This window comes from Thermoplasmatales archaeon (genome assembly GCA_026127925.1).
In the GTDB taxonomy this organism is placed as follows: Archaea; Thermoplasmatota; Thermoplasmata; order Thermoplasmatales; family Thermoplasmataceae; genus JAKAYB01.
In genome coordinates this window covers 40,108-63,815 of record JAJSLM010000007.1, presented here as the reverse complement: position 1 = coordinate 63,815, position 23,708 = coordinate 40,108, and the positions used below count along the sequence as shown (strand labels likewise).

The window sequence follows — 23,708 nt, the reverse complement described above, 5'->3', positions numbered from 1 at the left end:
CTTGCCAAAGGGGAGAAGAGATTTTTTGTCAAGCGTATCAGACGATTGCGTTTGCCCAAATTGCTTGGAAGGAAAGTAATTCGTGTTTATTTTCTTCCTTGTATCAGCAAAGTTACAATGCCCATAAATTCCTCGTAGCATTGGTAAGTTTTAGGGGAATACCTATAAATACGTTACTTCGACTTATTCTGATGCAAACGCATGAAATTTTGTTTAAATTCCAACCAGATTCTTCAACATTTAACAAGGATGGGTTTGGAAGAACCTTTAGGAATTTCATTCTTAGCGAAGTTCTACCCTTTACACAATACAATATATATTTTGCTTGTGCATAAATTAAAAAGAGCAATTATGTTTACCTTGTAATGATTGGAGCTATTTTAGCGGGCGGATTTGGAAAGAGACTTAGGCCTGTAGCAAACAACATTCCTAAAGCGCTAATAACCATAAAGGATGAATACACAATTATGGACAGGCAGCTTCTTGACTTCTCGGGTGTTGGAATAAAAGACGTTTATGTGCTTTCTGGCCACCTTGGCGAGAAGATTGAAGAGAGATACGGAAAGGAGAGCAGGGGCATTAGAATGCATTATCTTAAAGAAGAAAAACCGATGGGAACGTTATATTCTGTTAGGAATCTTATATCAACGTTCGGGGAAGAAGACATTATATTGAGAAATGGTGACACTGTCACGGATGTCAACCTTAAAAAATTCATAGAGTTTTCTAGGGCTTCGCAGTACGGTCTAGTGATATTCGCGATAAAGATGAGGAGCCCTTTTGGAATAGTTGATCTTTTGGGTGATCAAGTAGGGAGTTTTAAAGAAAAACCCTTGCTAAATTACTACATGAACGCAGGGCTTTATTATATAAAGAAAAGCATATTCGATGTATTCTTACGAGAGTATCTTGAAAAGGACATAGAAAGAACAGCGTTCCCAGAACTGGCAGCAGCCAAGCTCATTGGAGCATACAAAGAGGACACTTTCTGGATAGGAGTTGACAGCGAAAAGGAAATGGAGCAGGTGAGAGAAGAATATAAAAATCGAACAGACTATACATGGGGTTATAAGAAGACAATAGTTGATGATAAAAATTTTGAGATTTCGGATTACTTTATAAAGTCGGAGGAAACTGTAGAATTCCACTTGGGTGATAATGACATTTTCAAGGTTGTTTATGGCAGTGGCGTATTAATCAATCAGGATCACAGGGTGCTGAAAGAGAATGAGATTACGTATGCAAAAGGAGAATTGAAATTTAAAGCACTATCCAATTCTGTTGCGGAAACTATAATATCACGCAAATTATAAAATCTTGTATCCTTACAACATTTTGGGCGGAAAATCCACTTAGTTTGTGATGCCTGTCAATTTGGAGCAAGAGAATAACAGTGATTGAAGTAACACAGCACACATACCCACAGGCAGTAGGAAATTCACACCTTATGAGCAAAAAAATAGAAGATAGGGTAAGGCCTTTAGATGGCAGATGAGGGCACCATTGATGAAGCAGGGATCTCCGATCACCTTCAATATGGAAGATTTTAGATACCCATACAATCCGAATATCGTAAGACGAAAGATTAATTACTTGAAAGGAATGAAGAAAAGATTCCATGTCCGTTTTGACCAGAGATGTTTTGATAAAGGCGCTTGAAAACACTTACGGGCAGAAAGGGATGGTCACTGGAGACATTGAGGAACTCTGCGACTTTATCCTTTCATTTTTTGGTTATGAAGATTACGTCTTGGACAATGTTCTCTCCGCTCCTGAACGCGACGTCTTTTATAATTTAGAGGAATATGGATTCTTGGAAACGCACAGGGAAGAAGTCAATATTGTTAAGGGACGCTCATGGCGTATTAACCAATGGGTCTATAATAAAGAGAACATATACAACGCATCAAAACCCAAGAATGTTCCGGAGATCCAGGGTGACATATACGAACAAATCTTCAAGGAAATCGAGAATAACGAAACTTAATTTTGTTACAATAATGGAGGCCTACGTCGTTTCCTCAGCAACGGTATAAACAAGAGAACGGACAAAAGCGCGAGGATAATCGTCCCGGGACTGTCGTGGAGTAGGTGACCTACAGGATTCTTCTTGGGATCATATTTGTCTATGTGCAGCTTGTAAAAATCATTGTATTCAAGTGCATGGATACCTTTTTGGCTATTGTGGATACTTGCCCTCCAGTCCGCAATCTGGCCATGATATTCCCCTATGGATCTTGAGAATAGCCCACTCTCACCAATATCTGGAATAGGGTTTCCTTCCTGATCGAGTTTCCTTATTACCAAGGGCCGTTCCAGTGTCAATAATTCATCTGTAATGCTATTCCAAAATTCTTTTGATGGATTCATTTACCTTTACAATATAGTAAATACCGTTTATTATATCATTCTATTCCCATTATCAATATATACGATCTTTATCTTCCGGGAGAACGCCGATCTACACCATACCACAACTGAAAAAAAAAAGTTTTGTTTTTAATAAGTGGATAATCTTTATAACATAATGAATCAATATCCTTAGGATATCTAATGCCACTTTCAACAACTGAAAAAGAAATAATAGATCTGTTTGCCAGACTACACGGGATGGAGATAGATGGTACAGATGTAAATAATGCTGATCTCATGGGAATATTCAATAGTTTCAAAAACGGCCTGCTTGACCTTCACGATGAATACAAGTCCACTGGCAACAGGGGACTCGATATCGTAGACGATAGCGTAAGCTCATTCGACAAATTTTATGAATCTGTGCTTCCTCTTTACATAAAAAAAGATTCAGATACGTCCAGTCTCATGGTAATTACACTCTTTTTCTATCAAAAAGAAATACTAGAGCTGGAAAGACTTTTAGCTATGAAAAAATCAAGAGAGCCCAGCAGAACTTAGAGCAAATAGTCAAAAAAAGTTAATACAATCCAAAGGATTTAACCATTCTGGATTATGAATCAAGAGTCAGGAATGGATAAAGGTGATAATTCTTCGAACATAAACCATAGCTTCAGGTTTCTCTTGGTTTCTAGGGCATCAAGAAGCATAGGACTAATTTTCATAACATTGTCGTCTCCATTGTACTTGCTTTATCTCCATTATTCAATACTCATTATTGGTGTAATTTACGTTTTTGTCATAATCTGTTCTATCGTTCTCTCCGTAGGTATAGGAATGCTTGGGGATCGCGTTGGATTTAAAACTTCACTCCTAGTTGGAGAGATACCTGCTTTATTCATTTCAGTCGTGCTGACATTTACACTTAACAGAGATTTGATCCTTATTGGTATAATACTTTCCGGAACTGCGGGAACGCCTGGCGGAATGCGGGGGGCTTTTTCCCCGGGAATGACCGCATACGTTGCAAAAAACTGGCCTCAAAATATTGATAGAGTGAAAAAAATAGGAATGATTACAGCAATTTCTTCTGCTGGATCAATTATTGGGGCAATAATGCTGTATGTTCACGCATATGTTTCCATTTCGTACGGATTCGTTGGAGCATTCAGATTCCTGTTTGGGATAGCTTTTGCGCTTATCGCTACGTCGTTCCTTAGCTTAATGTTCCTGAAAGAGAAGCCCGTGATTAAGAAAAAGGAAAAGATCATGAAGAGGAGTAGCGGTAAATACACTGCAAGGGTTGTGCTTACAAACGTAGTAAACGGATCTGGACTTGGATTGGCCATGGTACTAATTGCCCCATGGTTTGAGCTAAGGTATCAGATAACACCTTCACAAGTTGGATTCATATTCATATGGGCTTATCTGGCCACAGCAATAGGATCTTATGCAGCAGGCCATTTTTATAGTGGAAATAGGGCATCATCGTTAAAGTACGCTTCTGCGACAAGAATTCTACAGGGCATTCTTATTGTAGTTGTTGCCTTGTCGCCGTTCCTAATCTTATCAGAAGTAATATATGCATTTAGATCTGCAGTAGCCGGATTTGGTTCACCGAACAGGACAGCTGTCAACGTAAGCGGAATAGAAGCTTCGGATTACGGTGCATCCACAAGCATTCAGGGTGTCGCGAGCAGACTACCACAGGCACTTTCTGGGGCGTCTGGGTACCTTATGGATATATACATACCATTTCCCTTGATTCTTGGTGGAGCTATTCAAACAATTGGGGGATGGGTATACTATAAAGTGCTGCATAAATTGTGATTACTCTTACATTTTAAAAACGCTAGCGAGTTTAACCGCATGAATCGCTAAATGAAAATATTGGAACGTGATAACCAATCAAATGTTTTTAGAGGTTTTTAGAGGTGCCACAAAAGGATAATATATATTCAGTGAGGAGACTCTTTAACGTCCTTGGACCGCTTAAATTCTCCTTAAAATTTTTACAAGACAAGAAAGTCATCGTAGGTTTAGTGATAGGATTTGCGCTTGCTACAAGCGCTTTAAGATTATATATCCCCATATTCATTGGGGATTCAGTTTCCGATTTGCAGATAGGAAGTTTTGTGACAATTGAACACATAGTACTGCTGATAGTTTTAGTTTCTTCCCTTTCAGCCGTTTTCAGTTTCCTCGTAAATTACGGGTCACAGTTCCTTACACAGAATTTTTCCTATAAGCTCAGAAGACTCGTGTTTTCAAAGTTAATCAGAAAACACATGGAATTCTATCAATCACGAACTTCAGGAGATACCTTGTCAAGGATGACAATGGACGTAACGGTCTCCGGCAATTTTGTTCAGGCCGCATTTTCCCAATTGATTCCCACAGTGTTTTTGATACTGTATGCTTTTGCGCTCCTTTTCATGCTAAAACCACTCTATGCTGGTTTATTTGTTCTGATTGTCCCTATATTAGTATTTCTTGGAATGGTTTACCAGAATAATCAACGAAACCATTGGAGAAAGATAAGAGAACATTACGGAACTATGAATGAATATCTTCAAGAGAACATTGTTGGAAACCGTGTTGTTCGAGGTTTTTCGAAGGAGAAGGATGAGATAGATCGCTTCAGCAACAAAACTGACGATTATTTCGAAGAATATCAAGAAGTTGCAAAACTGAGAGGCCTTTTCAACAACCTGATGCCTCTCGTCGTGTCCTCTGCTTCCTCAATTGTATTAATCTATGGGGGATACACATCGTATATTTCGTTCGCCTCTTTGGGTTCCCTGGTAGCCGCGATAAATATTTTTGGAATGATCAGTGGTCCAGTTGGAAATCTCGGCAGGCTCATAGTGACATCTGAGAATGCAAATGCTGGAATAGAAAGGATAAATGAGATAACCGACAACCATCTCGATGAAGACCATGATTCCGGAATTAAAACCATAGAAAATGGAGACATAAAATTCCACCATGTATCATTCAAAAGAGGCGATCGCTTTATTCTAAAAGATCTGGATTTTGAGATTAAAGAGGGAGAATTTCTGGGGATAACCGGAAAAACGGCCTCTGGGAAATCGACGTTGTTCTCCCTACTCTCAAGATTTTATGATCCTACAGAAGGGAAAATCTCCATAGGTGACGTAGATCTGAAAGATGTAAACCTCTCGACGCTCAGAAAGTTTATTGCTGTTGTCCCCCAGGAAGTAAACATATTCTCAGGGACAATAAAAGAAAATGTTGCATTTGGAGCAAAAAATGTGAGTGATGAAGAGATTGAACACATATGTGAAATATCGTTGGTTTCCGAATTCGTTAATAATTTTTCCGACGGATACAATACGCTTGTCGGTGAACGAGGCGTCACCCTCTCTGGAGGCCAGAAACAAAGAATAGCAGTAGCACGTGCTATTCTCATTCATCCACGTGTGTTGATCCTTGATGATGCAACCTCAAGTGTCGATCCGGAAACTGAGCTAGAAATGCTTCGAAATATTAGGTCTTATCTAAACAAAACAACCGTAGTAGTCATATCGCTCAGGTACTCAGTGTTGAAGTTCTGTGACAGAATACTGAGACTCAACGGCATGGACCTCATCGAAGACATCGAACCGGGCCAACTACTTAATCCTGGTCGAATTGACGAGGCAAGAGACATAAAGGAGGTTGATGGCGATGCCTAGAGGTTCTTCGTGGGATATAGACGAGAGCAGTTATGATAAACGGAACCGAACAAAGACTCTAAAAAGGCTCATCCGGGATATGATTTCCTATAGAGGTCACTTCAACAGGGTTATAATTGCTATAATAATTAATGCCGGTGCGGGAGCGCTGTATCCGATAGCGCTTGCGTTTGCCATAAATGGAGTAGTATACAGGCACATAATAGATCTATATATTTTTGGTACAGCCTTCTTTCTCCTTTACCTAATTCAGTTTTTTGCGAGTAGGTCCAGGACCATCTATTCTACATTTCTTGCTCAGTCTGTTGTCAGGAACATGCGTGACAAATCTTTCGAAAATCTACAATACGTGCCCGTTAGTTTCTTCTCCAATGTTAAGGCGGGATATCTCATAAGCAGGATAACAAATGATGGGGAAATGCTGAGTGAGTTCCTTACATTTCAATTACCGCAGGTGCTGTCTGGAATCACAACCGTTATAGTCTCCATAGGAGTGATGTTCTATTACGATTTCAATCTGGCTCTGTATGCACTTGTCATTGTGCCTGTTGTAATAGCATTCTCGTTTGGTATTCGCAATCGCGTTAGAAGAAACTACCTTAGAACACGAAAAACAATAGCTGCTATAACAGGTAACGTTGCTGAAAATATAAGCGCAATTCGGGCAATTAAGTCATTTACAGTAGAAGAACCTACTGATGAGAATTTTGACACCCTGAATAAGGACAATTTCAATGCAAACATGAAAGCAGCCAAGCTTTCGTCCTCATATGGTGCTGTCTTGAGAATTATCGAGGCGCTGGGGATAGCTCTTGTGATATATGTTGGGGCGAGGGAGGTCTTCTCAGGGATTATCACACTCGGGATTCTTATTGCTTTCATAGTATACGTTCAGGAGTTCTTTGATCCTGTTACACAACTTTCACAACTTTACAACTCATATCAATCAGCAATGGTTGGAGCTGAGCGAATATATGGCATAATGGATTTTCCCCGTGACAATGCTAATGAGGGAAACGGCCCCCGTGTTGACTCGTTTAAGCAAATAGAATTTCAGGATGTTACTTTCTCTTACGGAGATAGACCAGCCCTAAAAGATATAACATTAGAGATTAAAAGCGGTGAACATATTGGTATCGTTGGACATACTGGTGCGGGAAAAACAACGCTATCCAATCTTCTATTGAAATTTTACTCACCAACAAATGGAACGATCCTCCTTAATGGTAATGATTTGTCTTCTATTGCAACAAAAGATTACAGGAAAATGGTTATCCCAGTTCTACAAGATATAATGCTTTTCAAAGGAACTGTGTATGAAAACATAATATTCTATGACGACAAAAAAACAAAAGAAGATGTAGAAAAACTGATAGAGCGCTTTAACCTGCAAGACATATTCCAAGGTTTACCGAATGGTGTGGAGAGCGACGTAGGGGAGATGGGAAGGAATCTTTCTGAGGGGCAGAGACAAGCGATCTCAATTTTGCGTGCATTTTTGAGAAATCCCCAAGTACTAATATTGGACGAACCAACCTCTCAGATCGATCTATTTTCCGAGAAATTGCTCATTCAATCTCTGAAGAAATTTATAAATGGAAAGACGTTAATTTTGATTACCCATCGCTTCTCCATGATTTCCCTGGTTGACAAAATAGTCGTCATAAATCAGGGCGAACTTGTCGAAGAAGGTTCTTATGATGAATTGATCGACAGGAAGGGCATTTTCTATAAGATGAATTCTACACAGTTCGGGAATGAGACATAAACAAGTGGAGACCGAACCTCTTGAATACCATTTTACCCGTTAAAATGGGGAGCTGAAAGAGGTTAAATCTTAGTTTTACATCACGTTTCGATGGATTTCTTATCAGCAAAATTAAGGATCGCAAGTGTCCTTGTCGGGATAGCTATTGCGGGTATAGCCGTAGGTATAATTGCATTGACCGTGAAACTTGTCTGGGGTTTTTCATTATCCATTATCAGTGTATATTTTATAATTGGGATAATAGTTGTTATGGACGTAATGCAGTGGCTCTTCTCTCCTTATGTCATCTCAAGGATGTACCGACTCAAAGAGATCAGCGCGACTGACATGGAGTATTCCTGGCTGGTTCAACTAGTCAGCAACGTTAGCCAAGCGAACAAACAAAAGGTGCCGAAAATCTTCATAGCAGAAGTAAATGAACCGAATGCGTTTGCCTTCGGGTCACCTATTGCCGGAAGAAGGATGGCCATTACGAGAGGAGCATTAAATATCCTTAACAAGGATGAACTGGCAGCAGTTATAGGTCATGAGATGGGGCACCTCAGGCACAGGGATGTTGAATTATTGATGGCCATAGGCTTAATACCAACATTGATCTTTTATTTTGGATTTATGCTCCTGTTTTCTGGTGGTAACCGAAACAATGGGGGCTACATATTTCTCATTGCAATACTTCTTGTTGCTGTGAGTTTTGTCTTCAACTTGATGATACTTGCAGTCAATAGGATGAGAGAGGCTTATGCAGATATAAACGCCGCTAAGACTGTTGATGGCGGTGCGGAGAATCTCCAGACTGCTCTGGCGAAAATTGTCAGCAGTTACGGAGTACAAAAAAGCTACAATAGATTCTCAAGACGTCAACAGAACAGGAGTAACACCTCAAGTGCTGGTTCGTCCTTTTCCAACATGCTAATGTTTTCCAGCTCCAGAGATGCCGAATATCATGACTACCGGGACCTCCTAGACCAGTGGAAAAGAATGAAGCCAAGTTTAGTGTCTACGATTTTTAGTGATCATCCACACCCCGCCAAGAGAATACAGCTTTTGGAAAGATACAAATCATAGATCTTTTTTTCTGGATATAAGGAATCTGCACAAACCACTTCCGTCAACCTGCCTGTGAGTTGATTTTACATCCATGTTAAGAACAGATGAAAATAATGAAGTCTCAAGGGAACACGCAATTCCAAATCTGTTTGATATCCGGAATATGGGGCAGTTATATTCCAATAGTTCGTCAGCCTGATTGTTCAATTTGTTGTGCTCTGGGAAGTAGTTCTCTTCTTCACGCAGCTTCACTAAAGCCTCTATCTTCTTATCTTGAACAAGACCATAGAGTTTCTTGGAGTACTCGATTCTGATAGCCTGATAGCGATCCTTCAAGAAGCGCTCTACTATGTCTCCTTCTCCTTTTTCTGAAATATAAGTCAATAAATCCTCCAGCATGGCATCACTTGAATTATTTACCATACTCTTTGAATTTTCCCTAAGGGTGAAGACAAAATAAGGCCTCCCTATCTTACTCTTGATTATTTTACGTTCAATCATCCCTCTATTTTCCAATTTCTGTATTTGATTTAATACACCCATCTTTGAGATGCCAATCCTCTGCGATAAATCGTTCAGGCTTAGCCCGTTCGATGTCTTTAATTCTAGTATAATTCTTGTGTCCGAGGGATATTTGTTCATGTTCTGGTATTTCTGAAGGTTATATATTTATAACGTTACTACATTAATAAGTTTACAAAATTAATATCGCGCGTCTCCAAGAATTATGAAAAGTGAAACTAAACGATTCTCTATTTTTAACGCCCGTTCAGGCGTGCAAATATATTATTGAGTTGCGCTATAACCTTCTATGTTAACTATTCTTCTTGTTGACGCGGAACTGGAATTGATCCCCAAGGAAATGTGGGATGATTATTCTATCATAAAATTAGCGAAACAGCGAAAAAAACCCGTTAAGGAAATCATTCTTGACAGCAATTACATGCACACAGCCATAGATCGTTATTATAATGGGGGATCGCGAAGGATGGGCAGGCCAGATATTATTTATAATTTCCTTCAGGTCTGCATGGAAAGCATTCTTAACAAGAAAGGCGAGCTGAAGATATATATTCACACGAAGAGAGATAAAATTATATCGTTTAACCCAGAAGTAAAACTTCCGAAGTCCTACAACAGATTTATTGGGCTGATTGAAGACCTTTACAAAAAGAAGGAAATAAAGAGTGAAGGCAAAACGTTAATGAAAATGTCCGACGGTACTATTCAAGATCTATTAGGTAGTGCCGTCACAGGGAATCTGTCTGTTCTTTCACCAAAAGGGGACCCGATTCTGGTTTCTAACCTCTTTCAAGGGCTAGGCGAGCGAACAGTTATCATAGGCGGATTCTCAGAAGGAGACTACAGTTCGGATGTTTACAGCTCCGCCAAGGCGTATCGTATATTCGATGAAGAACTAACGATTTGGACCACAGCAATGGAGATTATTGTCCAGTACGAACGCGACAATAAGATAGTACAATAAAGTTGAGAGCGAATTTGGAAAACGAAATATTTTTTCAATTCAACTTGCCTGTGCTGCTACCAGATGTCGCGGAAAAAACTTTTATCTATTGTAGAATTAACGTTTTATTGAATACTAAGAAGATCCAAAAGAAGATAAACAAAATGATTTATCAATCTATCAAAGAGGAGGGAATTAAGAGAATTTCTAGAGGATCGTTTCACGTAGAAGAAAATTTGTTTCTCTCTACCGTCGAAAAAATATCTGATGTTCTGTCCGAACAACAGTTTGTGCCAGAATTCGGTATTGATGGGATGTTTCTTCAATATCTTGATGAAAGAGAAGCAGAAAATGCTAAACGAAGAATTAACGAAAAAGGTGTGAAAGCAGATACCATGCAGGAAAGAACTTCCTGGAAGGTCAAGGTAGAATTTTAAAAATTTTAAATAATCCATTTTTGTACAACTAGAACTAGTTTTTGTCATTTTTCTGCGTTCTGGAAAAATAGATATCCGCATAATCGCTTTATGTCGTATGACCTTCACTGACGTATATATTACACCGCATGGCGACGAATTGATAACACTTCCAAATAAACAAAGCAAGATCCTTGCAACTCGCCTTGCTACGCTATCTAAGGCAGACAATGCAGAAATACTTGCGATAATAAGCCCTCATGGCTTGAGGTTAGGTAGAAATATATCGGTTCTCTTAACGGATTATTTTTGGGGATATCTGAAGTTGGGAAACAAAATTATAAGAAGAAAGTACAGAAATGAGAAGGATCTCTCACTTAAAATCATCAGGAATAATAAATTGGCCGAGGAAGCCTCGTTTATTACCTCTTCTGGTCCAAAATCTGTATTCCCTCTCGATTTTGGTTCATTAATACCATTATATTTTTTTAATAAAAAGAAACTCGTTGTAATGGGCCAACCTAGAATCTGGAATCTTGATGATCTTGAAACCTTTGGCAGAAATCTGTTTCATGATGTTGATAGTTATAATAAAAAGGTATCGGTATTATTCAGCGCTGACCAGGCCCATACCCATTCCCAGAGTGGTCCTTATGGATATTCTGGTGATTCTAAGAGATACGAGGATATAATGGAACGCTGCGTTCGATCAAACAATTTTCAAACTCTTAGGGATGTCAGTAAAGAGATAGTGGATGGCGCGAAGCCGGACAGTTTCTGGAACATGATCATTTTAAAGGGATTTTTGGAAGAGGGAAACATAAGAATGCATTATGATTACCATTATGTGGAGAACTATTTTGGCATGCTTTTAGCCCATGGGAGCATCTATAAGTGATCATGATATAACATAGGCACTATCGGTGACCGTCTCCCCCGCTTTTGCATTGATCTTCCCACTTCAAAGGTTGCTGGCGGAATCTCCATGGGCTTGAATCCCCCCTCCCGAAAGTACTCTGTCCCACATGCTAAACCATCTGACTTTACGGATGCGGGCACGGATGAAGCAATATGCGATCCGACCTGTTTCATTTCTGTCTGTCAGCGAACATTACAATATCATGGAGCCGAGAATAAACATTTACTCGCTTTCATCGCCTATCTTGCGAAAGGGCAATTTCTGCTTGCAAATGTTAAAATTATTTGGTGATCTCCTATCGTAGGATAAACTCTCCTGTGACAGTTTTCTTGCCCAGCAGGCTAAAAAAGATTAAGTACGTTGATTTAATAAAAGAGTATGTCTTCCGATACTAAGATTAAGGCCGTCATAACGACTGCCGCTGTTGTTACAGCGATTTTCGGTTATTTTGTTGTGATAAGACCTTTTTAATAACGACACAATCACTGTGTCATGCCAGATGACAAGTTACTACAAGAGTTGGTAACACTAAAAGACCAAGTAAGATTTTCAGAAAAATTTGCCATAGATAGAGACTTCGACAACGTAGTTGTTGCAGGTATGGGGGGCTCAGGTATAGTTGGAAGGATATTTTCTGAACTTTATTCGGAAAAACCGGTTAAAGTTGTGTCAGATTATCACCTCCCACAATATGCCAATAATAGAACTCTGGTGATAGGAGTCAGCTATTCTGGAAACACTGAAGAAACGGTATCTGTGTTGAATCAAGCGCAAAGAAATCATTGCGTTACAGTTGCAATAACTTCCGGTGGGAAAATATCAGGAATGGGATTCCAAACTATCCGAATACCAGGTGGCTTACAACCGAGATCCTCGCTTGGATATATGTTGATGCCCCTCCTCTCAACCTTTATGGATGTAACGAATAATGTGCGCGATGCCACATTCAAGGTGCTAAAAAGTATGGATGAAGATCACTCAAAAGAGGAAAAACTTGCTCTCGAAATTTTTAAAGAACAGAGGATACCGGTTATAATGGGTTTTTTCCCGTTTGCATGGGTCGCTTATAGGTGGAAAACACAATTTAACGAAAACTCAAAAATAATGGCCTTTTCAAACTATTTTCCGGAGCTGAATCATAATGAGACAATGGCAATTGGAGACACATTTAGGAAAGATATGTTCAAATATATAGCGTTCAGGGGATCAGTGAATGAGCGTATAGAGAAGAGAATCGAAGAAACTTCGAAGATCACGGGTGTTGACTTTTATCCAGTGGCCGCGGAAGGCAATAGCGTTATAGAAAAACTATTCTTTCTTGTTCATTACGGAGACTATGTATCCTATCACCTTGCAAAATTCAGGAAAGTCGATCCGCAAGACGTTTCAAAAATTGAATTACTGAAAAAAAGACTGACTTAGTCTTCTATTCTTGACCCCCCGGGTGGAAGTAACTTTTCAATTTCCTCTTTCTCTACACCGAGTTTCTTGGAAATTTCCTTTGCAGCTTCCTGTCGCTTCATTTCGCCAGGAACTATGGTGACTGTTTTTTCCTGATTTTTTGTTTCGAACACGGGATGAATCATGGGGATATCAATGCCTTTTGACGAGTACATGGATATTTGTAGCCTAAGCGGAAGATTCGGCATGTAATTCCTCTTTCCTCTGACAATCCAGGAACCAGTGGAGATGTATTCCCCGGATTCTGGAGTCTTGCTTACCTGACTCGGGAGAACCCAGTATGCAGAGCTACTGGCGACACCAGCTGGCCATGCTCTGGAGAAAGAGACTGCAAATACTCCGGCTTCGGTCAGGGTCTTATCTGTAGGATTAAGGTTTCCCTCAACTTTAACAATAGTACTTGGAGCGCCGTAAACTTCTGCATGGACATATATATCCTTGTCCTTAAGGTGCCGCTTAACAATCCTTTCGTTGCTTTTGGCATCCCTTCCGGCTATTACGAGGAAACCTTCGCTGGAATAAAACCAATGATAGTTCTCGAACCACTCTGCATTCCGTTTCTTCTTCTTTTCAGTTTCTTTCTTTTTGGACGATTTGATAGTTTGTTCCAGGATTTTATTTGCGCCTACTATTTTCTGCCGATACTCTTTTGATTTGGAAAATAGAATGTTAGAGTTCTGACCAGCGGACACGTTTGCATCGAGTCTGAATTCTCTTTCACCGTCACTGAGTACGATCTCCTTTCTTGCGGGATCGTATGATTTATATGAGAATTCGCCCACTTTGGGGTACAGTGATTTATCGGGATTTGATTGATTTGATCTCACCGTTTTGATAATTCTATCGACAGCTGAAAGATTTGATACGACTATGTGCCCTAGTTCCGCGTTTATTCTTTCTTGTTCCTCGAATTCCTTTATGCTTTTCTCTATGGAATCTGTTCTTCGCAACGCCTCTGTGACAGGTTTATCCTGCGGGTAATGGTACAGTATGAAATCGACGAGTCCCTCATTGAATTCTCCAAACTCTTTGTCGGAGGTTTTGCTTAAATGCTTGAACTCAATTGGTGAAAGAATGTTTGGTCCCGCATAATAGAACGCCTTATCTAATAGCGATTCGCTAAGTATTTCATGAAATTTTGCAAGAATCACATTCGCTTTTGCCGTCAAATTCTTTGCCAGAAGTGATTTGTCTAAGCCTGCTCTATACAGTACTTCCTCTGCAAGGTCTCCTCCGATATTCATTCTTGACGCCAGTGTCTGAACAATTGATGCATTGCTATTCTCTAGTATACTTTTAAGGCCGTCTTCGCTAAGGCTGAGCGGATTCATAGAGGAGGGAGGCAAATAGGGTTCACCGTTAGCGATTTTCCTATTTTTCCACTCTCTGGTTTCGGAAGCAAAAGTTATCCTTCCTTCTTCGGTTATTATGACGTTGCCGCTCCTAAACATCTCAAAAATTATTTGTTCCCCCGAGTGTAGAGTGATCATCAATATCCTGTCAAAATTTATTTGCTCAAATTTAACCACTCTCTTTTCAGAAACTTTCTTTCGAAGCAGCATTATTAGTGAGGAGGGGGATTCAGGCCTCTCCAGATCATGAATCATAAAGCCGATTATGGGAGACAAGAATAGATAGAATTTCTTGTGGTCGCGACCATAAATCTGAAAAAGAAAATCGTTTTTGCCTGTCTGGTAAACCTTCTTTATTATCCCATCCTCTATCTTTTTTCTATTTAGTTCAACGAACGCATAAAGATCTATTGAAGATGGTCTTGGATTCATTTTCTAGTCAGTAATAATACGCACCTTATTCTATATTCGCCACAATGTCCAACTACTTCTATGGTTCTATCTTTGCTTATCGCTTCCCGAGAAGATTGAAACCTTCATCATTTGTGCCTTGAAATTGATCTTAATCATGTTAAAGACTGTTCTGGTCAAAAGTAACTCGTTATGTTTAACTTAATTATGTTTCATAAGCTTTAAATATGTTAGTGTAATACTAATTTACGGTGAGTTATGTTAGAATTAACCCATAGAGAGAGAGATTGCCTTGTATTCATAGGTAATGATGTAAAGGAAGGTTTTCCCGACAGACTAATTGACATCTCTAAAAAACTAAAGGTCAAGCCTCCGACTACAATACAACTTCTTGATAAACTTGAATCAAAGAGTCTCGTTTCGAGGAGAGGGGGTATGGTAATATTAACGGACAAGGGAAAGAAAGTTTACCACGACGTTATTGAAAGTCACAGAATTATAGAAGTTATGCTTTATAATTATGGTATCCCGAAAAGTGAATGTTGTGAGGTGGCATCAGAGATTGATTATGTTTTTAAGCACGATATCATTGAAAGACTATCCTCCAACCTTGGCAACCCGAAACTTTGTCCACATGGCAATCCCATAAACGAGTGAGTGCGAATGGATATCAACTTATGGAATCCCCAGTACGAAGGCATTTATGCGGCTTTCTTGGTTTCTTATTTGCTTGGTATAGTCCATGGCATTACACCAGATGAACACACATGGCCCATCACGTTTTCATATGCGGTGGGAAGTTACTCTGTGAAAGGTGGTGCCAAGGCTGGTTTAATATTTTCAAGCGGATTTACACTTGAAAGAGCCATAATGTCAGAAATCGCAGCTATTGCTCTAACAGGATTCATGTTTTACCCATATTTCAATAGTTTAATATATGTTATAGTGGGAACAGTAATGGCTATTTCTGGTCTATACATATCAAAAAAGCTACATTACCCCCATATTCATGTAATAGAGCATGCCTTTTACAGCCTTTTTGGAATACACAAACATAGGGCCCTAGAGGAGGAGGAAGAATTCGAACACATAAAAAACCCAATCCTTCGAGAGGATCATGGGATCTATAAACCTATCCCGATGAAGCTTGCATTTGTTCACGGTCTCATTGCAGGGTTTGGGTTTGGTGCTTTTGCTCTTATAATATATTTTGTTCTTGCGCCTTCCATGCCAATATATATTGGTTTTATGCCAGGCCTTCTTTTTGGCCTTGGAACAATGACCATGCAGGTTTTGGCAGGTACAATTTTTGGTATGTGGCTTTCAAAGGCAAAGAAACTGTCGCTGCAGGGAATACAGACTGTAGCACGTGGCATGAGTTCTTATGTTCTAACTTACGGTGGTTCAGCGTTTGTAATTGCCGGGATTGTAACAATTATTTTCCCAGCGCTATGGAACTATGGCATAGACACGGGTCTTAAGGTTCACAATCTGGACGTTCTCGGCTTGCCATTTTTCATCGTGGTTTTTAGTGTGGCAGTAATAGGGGTTATAGCCTACGAGATTAACATGCATAAAGCAATCGAACTGGAAAAAGAGGAAAGGATTACAGGTGCTAATAGAGAAATTATCAACAAAGCGTCATAACTTAATCCTTCTTTGTCATTCTGTGAACTTGACAACAAATTCTCGACCCCAAGAGACCCGATAACTTAAAGTTACAATAAATTCGAGAAGGCGTAAGTATGGCTGAAAACGACGTCGATGAGAAAAGGAAAGGCAAAATAATCTGGTTTATTCCTGAGAAAAACGATGCGATTCACTTTATTGAGAGAAAATTTACTCTCGATGGTTTTGTGATTGAAATTATAGAAAACTATACTAATAACCCCGGTTTGTTAAGTGATCCGGCTACCGTATTGAGATCGCAAGTTAGCGCCCAAGAGCCACCTATAGCTATTATCGCCGAAGGCAGGATGGTGAAACCGGTCATAGATATTCTCTATTCTAAGGAAAAGGTGACGCAAAAGTTAATTCTCATCGATCCAAAGGATGATGGGACGATTAAAACTAAGTTACACGGAATTAATGTCCCGACAATGATAATTTCTGGAGTGCCTATGCATAAGTTATATGTGCTTGAACACTTAAGTTTCCACGACTTAATAGCTGGTTCCGTTATTAAGTATATTAGGCCTGTAAATAATTCCAGCCTTGAGAATCCTACAAAAGTTTTTAATTACCTTGTGGGCTTCATAGATGATGGCTTACGATGAATTTGTTACAGACATACAACTCAGGTATGGTGATATAGACGCACTTGGGCATGTCAACAATGCTGCTTATTTAACTTACTATGAACTCGCAAGAGTAAACTTCCTCAAAAATTTTTATAAAACAAAACCTGTTGAAATCGGGATAGTCATAGCGAGGGCGGAGATTGATTTTCTGAAACCGATACTCTTTGAGAATGATATACATGTTGGGACAGATATCGCAAAGATAGGTAAGACAAGCATAACATTTTTTCATAAGATATACTCAGACGACGGTACAGTTTATTCAACTGCCACCATAGTGGGGGTGTTTGTAGATCAGAATGGTAAGCCTAAGACTGTTCCAGAAGAGATAATAAAATCTTTAGGCTTCAAATCAAAATAACTGAAGAGATTCATGTATGAGTGCACATTTTTATCATTGATCTTGGGAATTATCCTTAACCCGATTATTACTGAAAGAGATCCTGTAACTAGGAAGCGATTATTTGTGGACTAAAAGTAGCAAAAATCGTTTGATGTATTTTTAACTATCAAACTGGTGTGGTTACATAACCCAGCCATCCAAAATCAAGTGGAAGAAAAACCAAGAGCAGATAGAATGAAAGATGCAGTGCAGTGGTTAAGTAGATGTTTTTCCGTAAATAGTATATCGCCCCGTAAATAATGGCCATAGCAAAATTATCAAGAATAAATAGGAGAGAATAAAGACCAGGATATCCACTGGGATAAAATATTACGAAACTAGCGTAAAACAGAGTGTACATTAATGCCTGAAAAATGATAGCTCTTCCGTCTGAGGTGTAATTTTTCAAAAACTCTATTACAATGAATCTAAAATTTAACTCCTCAAGAATCACTGGGTAGTAAAGGAATGAAAACACAGACGAAACACCGATGTGTTGGACATCATAAGCATATAACCAAATAGCTAACACTGCAACAAATATGATTAAATCCTTTGATACAAGTAATGATTTTACTTTTTTTCTTAATTCTGGTATCAGCCATATCAAGACTATTATTATAACGGGGGCAGTAAAAATATAGATGTGGAAAACCAGTGTATGGTTTATATAAGAATCTTGACTAAAATAGAAGAGAGCGAAAAACACAAATTCTAAAAAAGCGAATAATAAAGTGAATTTCTTCTCTGGAGGGGTGATATTCGTTCTATCCATTTCATTCATTTCCATCAAAATAAACTTCGCCTAAAGGTGTCATTGGCCGTAGTCAGTGTCAATATTAACATTAGATGTAATTCTTTCCCTTTTCTCCACAACGTATGTGTTCAATACAGTTACAGTCGACAGCCACATTATCGGAAGGAAAACAAGCCAAACCGAGATGCTGAAGAAGAACTGCTCTATCAGACCGAACATAGGCCAGACGGTGTAAGATGTGACAACAGAGAAAAAGAATACAACCATTGCGAAAAGTGTGAACATCATCGGAATGTATTCAATAATGACTTTCCGGAATCCCTTGTTGGAAAAAACGTATGCAATCCCGAAAATCATGCCTGAAATGAATGACGTGATACTCATTAGTGCAAATATACCGGGATCCGTCACAGCCTTAGTAACCAAATACGGAATAAACCAAACAAACATAGCTACAGTACCTATAGAGAGGAGAGAAATAGTACCGAAATTCCATTGCCTGCCTTTCACAGTCAATAACTCAAGCAGCAAGATCGAAAAGAACGTACCACCTAGAAGCATTAAAAAATTTATAGATCCATAAAAATAAAGTGTGTCCTGAAGACCGTAATATATACCTATGATCTCAACTACCGGTATCGCGAGAAGAAAAATAGATGTGGCAAAAATGAAGATGCTTCTTCTCCTTACTGGCCATAATGATTGAAGAATGCGTGAGGGCCTGGAAAGCAAGAACCTCTTTCTTAAAAGGAAATTTGTTATGCCAGCCAAAACAACACTTTCCAGTATCAAAGGAAGAGCGAGAAAACTTAGCAGAAGAGTCACTATGGAAGGAAAGGCGGCGACCAGGGATTCGCATTGACAACTGACAACCGATACAGCCTGTGTAAGATGGCCACCAAGAGCCGATTTGGCATGTTTTCCAACGTATCGAAATATCAAAACATAATTCTCGACAAGAAGCGCAGACAGAAGGGAAAACAGCATGAGGGTTTGGGGACTGATAGTTACCACGAAATACCTGGAAAAAAATACTAGTCCATTCTGAAACATGAATGTAACGCCCCCTGGAAGCACGTCGTCATAAACTGAACCGACGAGAATACCAATATTCTCCGGTACAAAATTTTCTCTTAAGAGCGTTGCGAGAAACATCATTATTATAAATACTATTGAGGATGCAAGAAACTTCTTGGTTGGTATACTTTTAATTCCAAAACGTAAGAAAAACCCATAAAAACTTATCAATACGGCTATCAAGAATATCAGGAAGAGGTTCAGGATCGGAAAAGCAAAAAATGCTACAAGTACGTAGAACAGCGTAATGAACATTTTCAGATACATCGATATTGTTTCATTTTTAACTACAGGCCATATGGCCTCAAGTAGCAATAGTACCACGACCCCAATTAGCACAGGCAACGCTACATCAGTGTCTATCAGAATCTGGCCTTCAGAAATGCCCAAAACAAAGGCTATAAAGAACGAAACGAAGGAACCCGCAGATAGTACATAGCTCTTGATAAGTGAATTCATCTTACTATACTTACAAGGGATATGGAAATCAAGAGTATTAATAGATAGAAGTTTGTAAAACCGAACGACTTTTTAAAGAAGTTCGCGCTGACCGGAGAGATCAACGGTTTTACTGCAGTATATACTATAACGCCTCCCATCACCACTGCGAATACATAATAGAGAATCCCCACGTTTATTGAACGAACAACGAGTGGAATTAAGCTATACACGACAAGAATGATGCTACTCAAAAGAACATAGAACTCACTTTTCGTTCTGGATACGACTGCAGGAAGCATAGGGACATTAGCTTTCTTATACTCCTCGACATGAGACGTTGCAAGGTTCCAGAAATGCGTGGGCGTCCAGAGAAATACCAGGAAAGCAATAAAGTAAGCGGTAATAGATAACGAATCTGACAATGTCGACCAGCCCGCTAAAGCTGGAAAACTTCCTGCTATTCCGCCCAGAACTATGTTCCAGGACGTTCTTCTCTTTAAAACAATAGTGTAAAGGACCACATAGGCCAGAAAACCGCTGAATATCAAAAGCGCAGTAAGCAAATTTATGAAAATATAGCTTATTGTAAATGAAGCTGCTACCATTAGTATAGAAAACACAGAAAACTGCTTCAGATTAGAATCATTGATAAGCTTCCACCTGTACGCAGTCCTATCCATCTTTGTGTCTATATCTCTGTCATAAATATTATTAAATAAGCCCGCAGACATCGAAGCCAATGTACCTGAAACAAGCAGGGGCGCAATTAGTACTACCCTTGTAGAAAAAAGAGGATTGGAAAAAAAAGCAGCGACAGCGACGAGATCAACGAGAAGAGTAATCTCTACTTTAAATAATTTAAAAAAATCTTTTGCGTTCACCTACATCACTTTCTTTCTCATCCGGTTACGACAATGATACCAAACATTGACGTTGGATGGACAGTGCACCAATACGTATAAATTCCACCCGTCAAAAAGGGATACGTCGCATGAACTGTCTGACCGGTATTGAGACCCGTAAGCAGATTCGTTCCGATAATTGTATAGCTGGGACTCTTCTCCCATGTCAACGGGGATGTTGCAATGGTTGAATTTATCTTGTCAAATAACGCAACAGAATAAGCACCATCATAACAAATAGTAAGTGTATGCGGAGCATTATCCTCTTCCGTCACATTCCAGTAGACCATTGTTGTAACATTGTAATAAAGAGTTGGATTAATTTTACCATGGTTGTAATCCCATCCGTTTGCATCTGCCCACAGATGAGTGTAAGCTGTATGATTGGTTTTTGCGTGCGGCGGTGGTGTTAAAGATGAGGACGCCGCCATATGAGACACGCCTATATATCCAAACGATAAAGCTACAACCACGATGACTATCACGGCAAAACCTACACCAGCATTTTTAAACGCCATTATGCACCAGAACCTCCTTCTTCTTTAGCTGCAATTGGACCGACGTCACTTGATTCAATAGGATCATTTGTCTCGGTTCTATACTCTAAGATATTTGACGAATCCACGCTGGGAACAGCAGACCAGCTTTTCGTTATATTATACAGGAAGATGAGCTGCCCAATACCAATTATAACACCACCCAAAATGGCACTGTCCTGATACGGCTGGAATTGCGGGAAATACCCTGCTACAGCACGAGGCATACCTATAAAACCCCCAACCTCCCATGAAACAGACATAAGAAAAGAGCCGACAGCCGTGAAATAGAAATGCCATCTGGCCAAGCGCGTATCGTAAGTCCTACCATGGGAGAATGTTGGATAGAGGAGATAGAATATAGCCATGAAGACTCCAAGGGTTACACCAACAAATATGAAATGAAAGTGCCCTGTAACGAAATATGTCCCATGAGCAATTTCATTAATAGATTGATTCGCCAGCATTACACCTGCAACCCCACCAAGCGTGAAATCCAAAATAGCGTTAAGGACGAATAGCATGGGCGTTGTTATTCGTATCTTCTTGGCAGTCCACAAAGTTGCGATCATGTTGAATATAGTAATTGCAGAAGGGATGGCGACGAAGAATGAGGAGGTAGTGAAAAACAGGACCCAATCTACGCCAAGACCGGAATTCAAGAGATGATGCCCCCAAACAAGTTCACTTAGTATCATCAGAAGACCCAACGAAAAGACACCAGAAGAATAACTGTACATTGGCCTCTTTGTAAACCTCGTTATTACATCATACATCAAGCCGAACGCAGGAAGCACTGCCAGATAGACCACAGGATGTCCCCAGAACCAGAATATCACCGCAAATGTCAATGGATCCTTCAAAAAGAATATCGGGTTAAAAACGTCATAAAACAACATACCTACTCCAACCATCAGTGGCAGAGCGGAACTGATAAGCATTATTGCAGTAAAAACCATGGCCCACGCGAATATGGGCATCTTGCTGAGAGGAATGTCATCTGATCTATCAATCAAAATTATTCTTAGTACTATGATAGAGGCCATGAATACGCCGATAAAGATTAGTTCAACAGCAAAAATTCCGACCGAATTATACACTCCTGCCCCATAGGCTTGCATCTCAAGAGAAAGTGGCGGATACATGTACCATCTCATACTGGACTGAGATATGAAGAATAAAACGCCCCCAAGAAGCCATATCCAGTAAGCAAATGAAGAATATCTTCCAAGATCGTCTCTCTTCAAATGTAGTTGAGTGGGTAGAAGATAATACGCCAGCCCTATTGCCGAGCCGAGAGCAAACATGTATATCATTAAGACCGCATGTTGAGTTAACAAGACGTTGTAAACGATAGGGGTGATTATTGTGGGATTTGGATCGACCAAGCTAATCCTCATGAAAACCCCGATTGCACCGGCAAGGAAAAGGAATAATAAAGATGTGAAAATAAAACGAAGGCCTATGCTTTTTGCGTCATTTGCGGAAAGTACCGACCAACTTAGATATCGTGGTTTTCCCCATGTCTGATCTCTTATGAACACATCTTTATCTTGATAGCCATCCTTTTCAGCAACCTCAGCAACCACACTCCCCTTGGTTGCCACTAGATAATATATCAGAAAAACCAATATTGCAACGACTGAAAGAACAACGCCAGAGATTATTAAAAGAGATTCTGTTGACATTAGCTCAAAACCTCCATTGTTCCTCGCATAAGATAATGATCTTCACCGCAATATTCCACACATTCGAATATGTAGTGTCCTACTTTATTAACGGAGAAACTCACCTGGTTTGGATGTCCAGGTACCGCATACACTTGCAAACCTAACGCAGGAATTAGCAGATCATGTATTACATCCTTACTAATTACTTGAAATGTGTACTCAGTGTTAACGTGAACCCACAGCACATCAGTACTGCTCGTTCCATTCGGATATGTGAATTGCCAAGCCCACTGATAACCGGTGACATTAATAACTGTGGAACCAGCTGGGACTGTAGATGGATCTTTAGCAGTAGCGATGTTTGATTCATGTCCCAATACGTAAACTATGTTAAGGCCAGCAGCAGACATCAATATTATTAATACGACGACGACAAAGAGCAGCTCAATTTTTGTTTTAGAATTCATCTGAAATCGTCACCTTCATCATTCTTTACTCCGAATTTAACAACAGGATACATCATAAACAATATTGTAAATGCCATAGCAGCAATTCCAGTTGCCATTATTGGTTGCGCCTCTTGACTTGCAGGAACCCCGGGAACGCCAATAAAATGTAAAGAAAAAAGGAATCCTAGAATGAAATATGCAACAACCCCTATCACTATAGATACTATTAAGAAGGAGATTATTAAATTCTCAACTTTTTGCATTATGTCTTGATCAAAGACCTTTATTTAAACCTTTTTTCCCAT

General features: G+C 39.5%; 25 protein-coding genes. 15 read left to right on the top strand and 10 right to left on the bottom strand.

The features are described from left to right. Positions 1-365: 365 nt before the first annotated feature. A complete protein-coding gene (locus LVQ96_07155; protein MCW6170933.1) occupies positions 366-1,313 on the top strand; it encodes a nucleotidyltransferase family protein in 948 nt (315 codons plus the stop codon). Between the two features lie 305 nt (positions 1,314-1,618). Further along, complete coding sequence (locus LVQ96_07150; protein MCW6170932.1) at positions 1,619-1,987, top strand: hypothetical protein; 369 nt, start codon at positions 1,619-1,621, stop codon at positions 1,985-1,987. 5 nt (positions 1,988-1,992) lie between these two features. Here the strand turns inward: LVQ96_07150 and LVQ96_07145 are convergent, their stop codons facing one another. After that, complete coding sequence (locus LVQ96_07145) at positions 1,993-2,370, bottom strand: hypothetical protein (protein ID MCW6170931.1); 378 nt, start codon at positions 2,368-2,370, stop codon at positions 1,993-1,995. Positions 2,371-2,553: 183 nt separating this feature from the next. Between LVQ96_07145 and LVQ96_07140 the strand changes: the two genes are divergently transcribed. The 5 genes from LVQ96_07140 to htpX all read left to right on the top strand — a co-directional run bounded on the left by LVQ96_07140 (position 2,554) and on the right by htpX (position 8,883). Beyond that, entirely contained in the window at positions 2,554-2,913 is a 360-nt protein-coding gene (locus LVQ96_07140) for a hypothetical protein (GenBank protein ID MCW6170930.1), read from the top strand. A gap of 54 nt (positions 2,914-2,967) precedes the next feature. Further along, complete coding sequence (locus LVQ96_07135) at positions 2,968-4,182, top strand: MFS transporter (protein MCW6170929.1); 1,215 nt, start codon at positions 2,968-2,970, stop codon at positions 4,180-4,182. A gap of 104 nt (positions 4,183-4,286) precedes the next feature. Beyond that, positions 4,287-6,050 carry an ABC transporter ATP-binding protein/permease gene (locus LVQ96_07130; protein MCW6170928.1) on the top strand — a complete coding sequence of 588 codons (1,764 nt, stop codon included), beginning with the start codon at positions 4,287-4,289 and terminating at the stop codon, positions 6,048-6,050. Then, the gene (locus LVQ96_07125; GenBank protein ID MCW6170927.1) at positions 6,043-7,818 is read left to right on the top strand and encodes an ABC transporter ATP-binding protein/permease; all 1,776 of its coding nucleotides are present in this window, start codon (positions 6,043-6,045) and stop codon (positions 7,816-7,818) included. Before LVQ96_07130 ends, LVQ96_07125 begins: the two co-directional genes overlap by 8 nt. 90 nt (positions 7,819-7,908) lie before the next feature. Further along, positions 7,909-8,883, top strand: coding sequence for a zinc metalloprotease HtpX (gene htpX / locus LVQ96_07120; protein MCW6170926.1), 975 nt, complete (start codon positions 7,909-7,911; stop codon positions 8,881-8,883). Here the strand turns inward: htpX and LVQ96_07115 are convergent. Continuing rightward, the gene (locus LVQ96_07115; GenBank protein MCW6170925.1) at positions 8,878-9,507 is read right to left on the bottom strand and encodes a transcriptional regulator; all 630 of its coding nucleotides are present in this window, start codon (positions 9,505-9,507) and stop codon (positions 8,878-8,880) included. The two genes, htpX and LVQ96_07115, sit on opposite strands and share 6 nt — an antisense overlap. 169 nt (positions 9,508-9,676) lie before the next feature. On the opposite strand from LVQ96_07115, the gene LVQ96_07110 reads away from it, so the two are divergent. From LVQ96_07110 to LVQ96_07095, 4 genes are all read left to right on the top strand, one after another. Beyond that, a complete protein-coding gene (locus LVQ96_07110) occupies positions 9,677-10,351 on the top strand; it encodes a 16S rRNA methyltransferase (protein MCW6170924.1) in 675 nt (224 codons plus the stop codon). Between the two features lie 107 nt (positions 10,352-10,458). Further along, positions 10,459-10,767 (top strand): hypothetical protein, encoded by a 309-nt coding sequence (locus tag LVQ96_07105; GenBank protein ID MCW6170923.1) that lies wholly within the window; start codon positions 10,459-10,461, stop codon positions 10,765-10,767. Between the two features lie 97 nt (positions 10,768-10,864). Next, complete coding sequence (locus tag LVQ96_07100; GenBank protein MCW6170922.1) at positions 10,865-11,644, top strand: hypothetical protein; 780 nt, start codon at positions 10,865-10,867, stop codon at positions 11,642-11,644. A 513-nt stretch (positions 11,645-12,157) separates the two neighbouring features. Continuing rightward, positions 12,158-13,087 carry a bifunctional phosphoglucose/phosphomannose isomerase gene (locus tag LVQ96_07095; protein ID MCW6170921.1) on the top strand — a complete coding sequence of 310 codons (930 nt, stop codon included), beginning with the start codon at positions 12,158-12,160 and terminating at the stop codon, positions 13,085-13,087. Here LVQ96_07095 and LVQ96_07090 read toward each other — a convergent pair. After that, the gene (locus LVQ96_07090) at positions 13,084-14,910 is read right to left on the bottom strand and encodes an NFACT family protein (protein MCW6170920.1); all 1,827 of its coding nucleotides are present in this window, start codon (positions 14,908-14,910) and stop codon (positions 13,084-13,086) included. The genes LVQ96_07095 and LVQ96_07090 overlap by 4 nt on opposite strands. 237 nt (positions 14,911-15,147) lie before the next feature. On the opposite strand from LVQ96_07090, the gene LVQ96_07085 reads away from it, so the two are divergent. The 4 genes from LVQ96_07085 (at position 15,148) to LVQ96_07070 (ending at position 17,550) form a co-directional block, all read left to right on the top strand. After that, positions 15,148-15,546 (top strand): metal-dependent transcriptional regulator, encoded by a 399-nt coding sequence (locus LVQ96_07085; GenBank protein MCW6170919.1) that lies wholly within the window; start codon positions 15,148-15,150, stop codon positions 15,544-15,546. 6 nt (positions 15,547-15,552) lie between these two features. Then, on the top strand, positions 15,553-16,536 hold the full coding sequence (locus LVQ96_07080; protein MCW6170918.1) for a hypothetical protein: 984 nt from the start codon (positions 15,553-15,555) through the stop codon (positions 16,534-16,536). Between the two features lie 98 nt (positions 16,537-16,634). After that, the gene (locus LVQ96_07075) at positions 16,635-17,165 is read left to right on the top strand and encodes a hypothetical protein (GenBank protein ID MCW6170917.1); all 531 of its coding nucleotides are present in this window, start codon (positions 16,635-16,637) and stop codon (positions 17,163-17,165) included. Then, positions 17,149-17,550, top strand: a complete 402-nt coding sequence (locus tag LVQ96_07070) for an acyl-CoA thioesterase (GenBank protein MCW6170916.1) — start codon at positions 17,149-17,151, stop codon at positions 17,548-17,550. The genes LVQ96_07075 and LVQ96_07070 overlap by 17 nt, the downstream gene beginning before the upstream one ends. A gap of 148 nt (positions 17,551-17,698) precedes the next feature. On the opposite strand, the gene LVQ96_07065 is transcribed toward LVQ96_07070, so the two are convergent. From LVQ96_07065 to LVQ96_07035, 7 genes are read right to left on the bottom strand one after another with little or no spacing between them, the layout of a single operon-like run. Next, positions 17,699-18,361 carry a hypothetical protein gene (locus LVQ96_07065; GenBank protein MCW6170915.1) on the bottom strand — a complete coding sequence of 221 codons (663 nt, stop codon included), beginning with the start codon at positions 18,359-18,361 and terminating at the stop codon, positions 17,699-17,701. 24 nt (positions 18,362-18,385) lie between these two features. Next, complete coding sequence (locus tag LVQ96_07060; GenBank protein ID MCW6170914.1) at positions 18,386-19,864, bottom strand: hypothetical protein; 1,479 nt, start codon at positions 19,862-19,864, stop codon at positions 18,386-18,388. Beyond that, positions 19,861-20,727 carry a heme o synthase gene (gene cyoE / locus LVQ96_07055; GenBank protein ID MCW6170913.1) on the bottom strand — a complete coding sequence of 289 codons (867 nt, stop codon included), beginning with the start codon at positions 20,725-20,727 and terminating at the stop codon, positions 19,861-19,863. The genes LVQ96_07060 and cyoE overlap by 4 nt, the downstream gene beginning before the upstream one ends. Before the next feature lie 17 nt (positions 20,728-20,744). Beyond that, on the bottom strand, positions 20,745-21,266 hold the full coding sequence (locus LVQ96_07050) for a hypothetical protein (protein ID MCW6170912.1): 522 nt from the start codon (positions 21,264-21,266) through the stop codon (positions 20,745-20,747). After that, a complete protein-coding gene (locus tag LVQ96_07045) occupies positions 21,266-22,972 on the bottom strand; it encodes a cbb3-type cytochrome c oxidase subunit I (GenBank protein ID MCW6170911.1) in 1,707 nt (568 codons plus the stop codon). Before LVQ96_07045 ends, LVQ96_07050 begins: the two co-directional genes overlap by 1 nt. Continuing rightward, positions 22,972-23,421, bottom strand: coding sequence for a cytochrome c oxidase subunit II (locus LVQ96_07040; GenBank protein MCW6170910.1), 450 nt, complete (start codon positions 23,419-23,421; stop codon positions 22,972-22,974). Before LVQ96_07040 ends, LVQ96_07045 begins: the two co-directional genes overlap by 1 nt. Further along, positions 23,418-23,666 (bottom strand): hypothetical protein, encoded by a 249-nt coding sequence (locus LVQ96_07035; GenBank protein MCW6170909.1) that lies wholly within the window; start codon positions 23,664-23,666, stop codon positions 23,418-23,420. Before LVQ96_07035 ends, LVQ96_07040 begins: the two co-directional genes overlap by 4 nt. Positions 23,667-23,708: the final 42 nt, after the last annotated feature.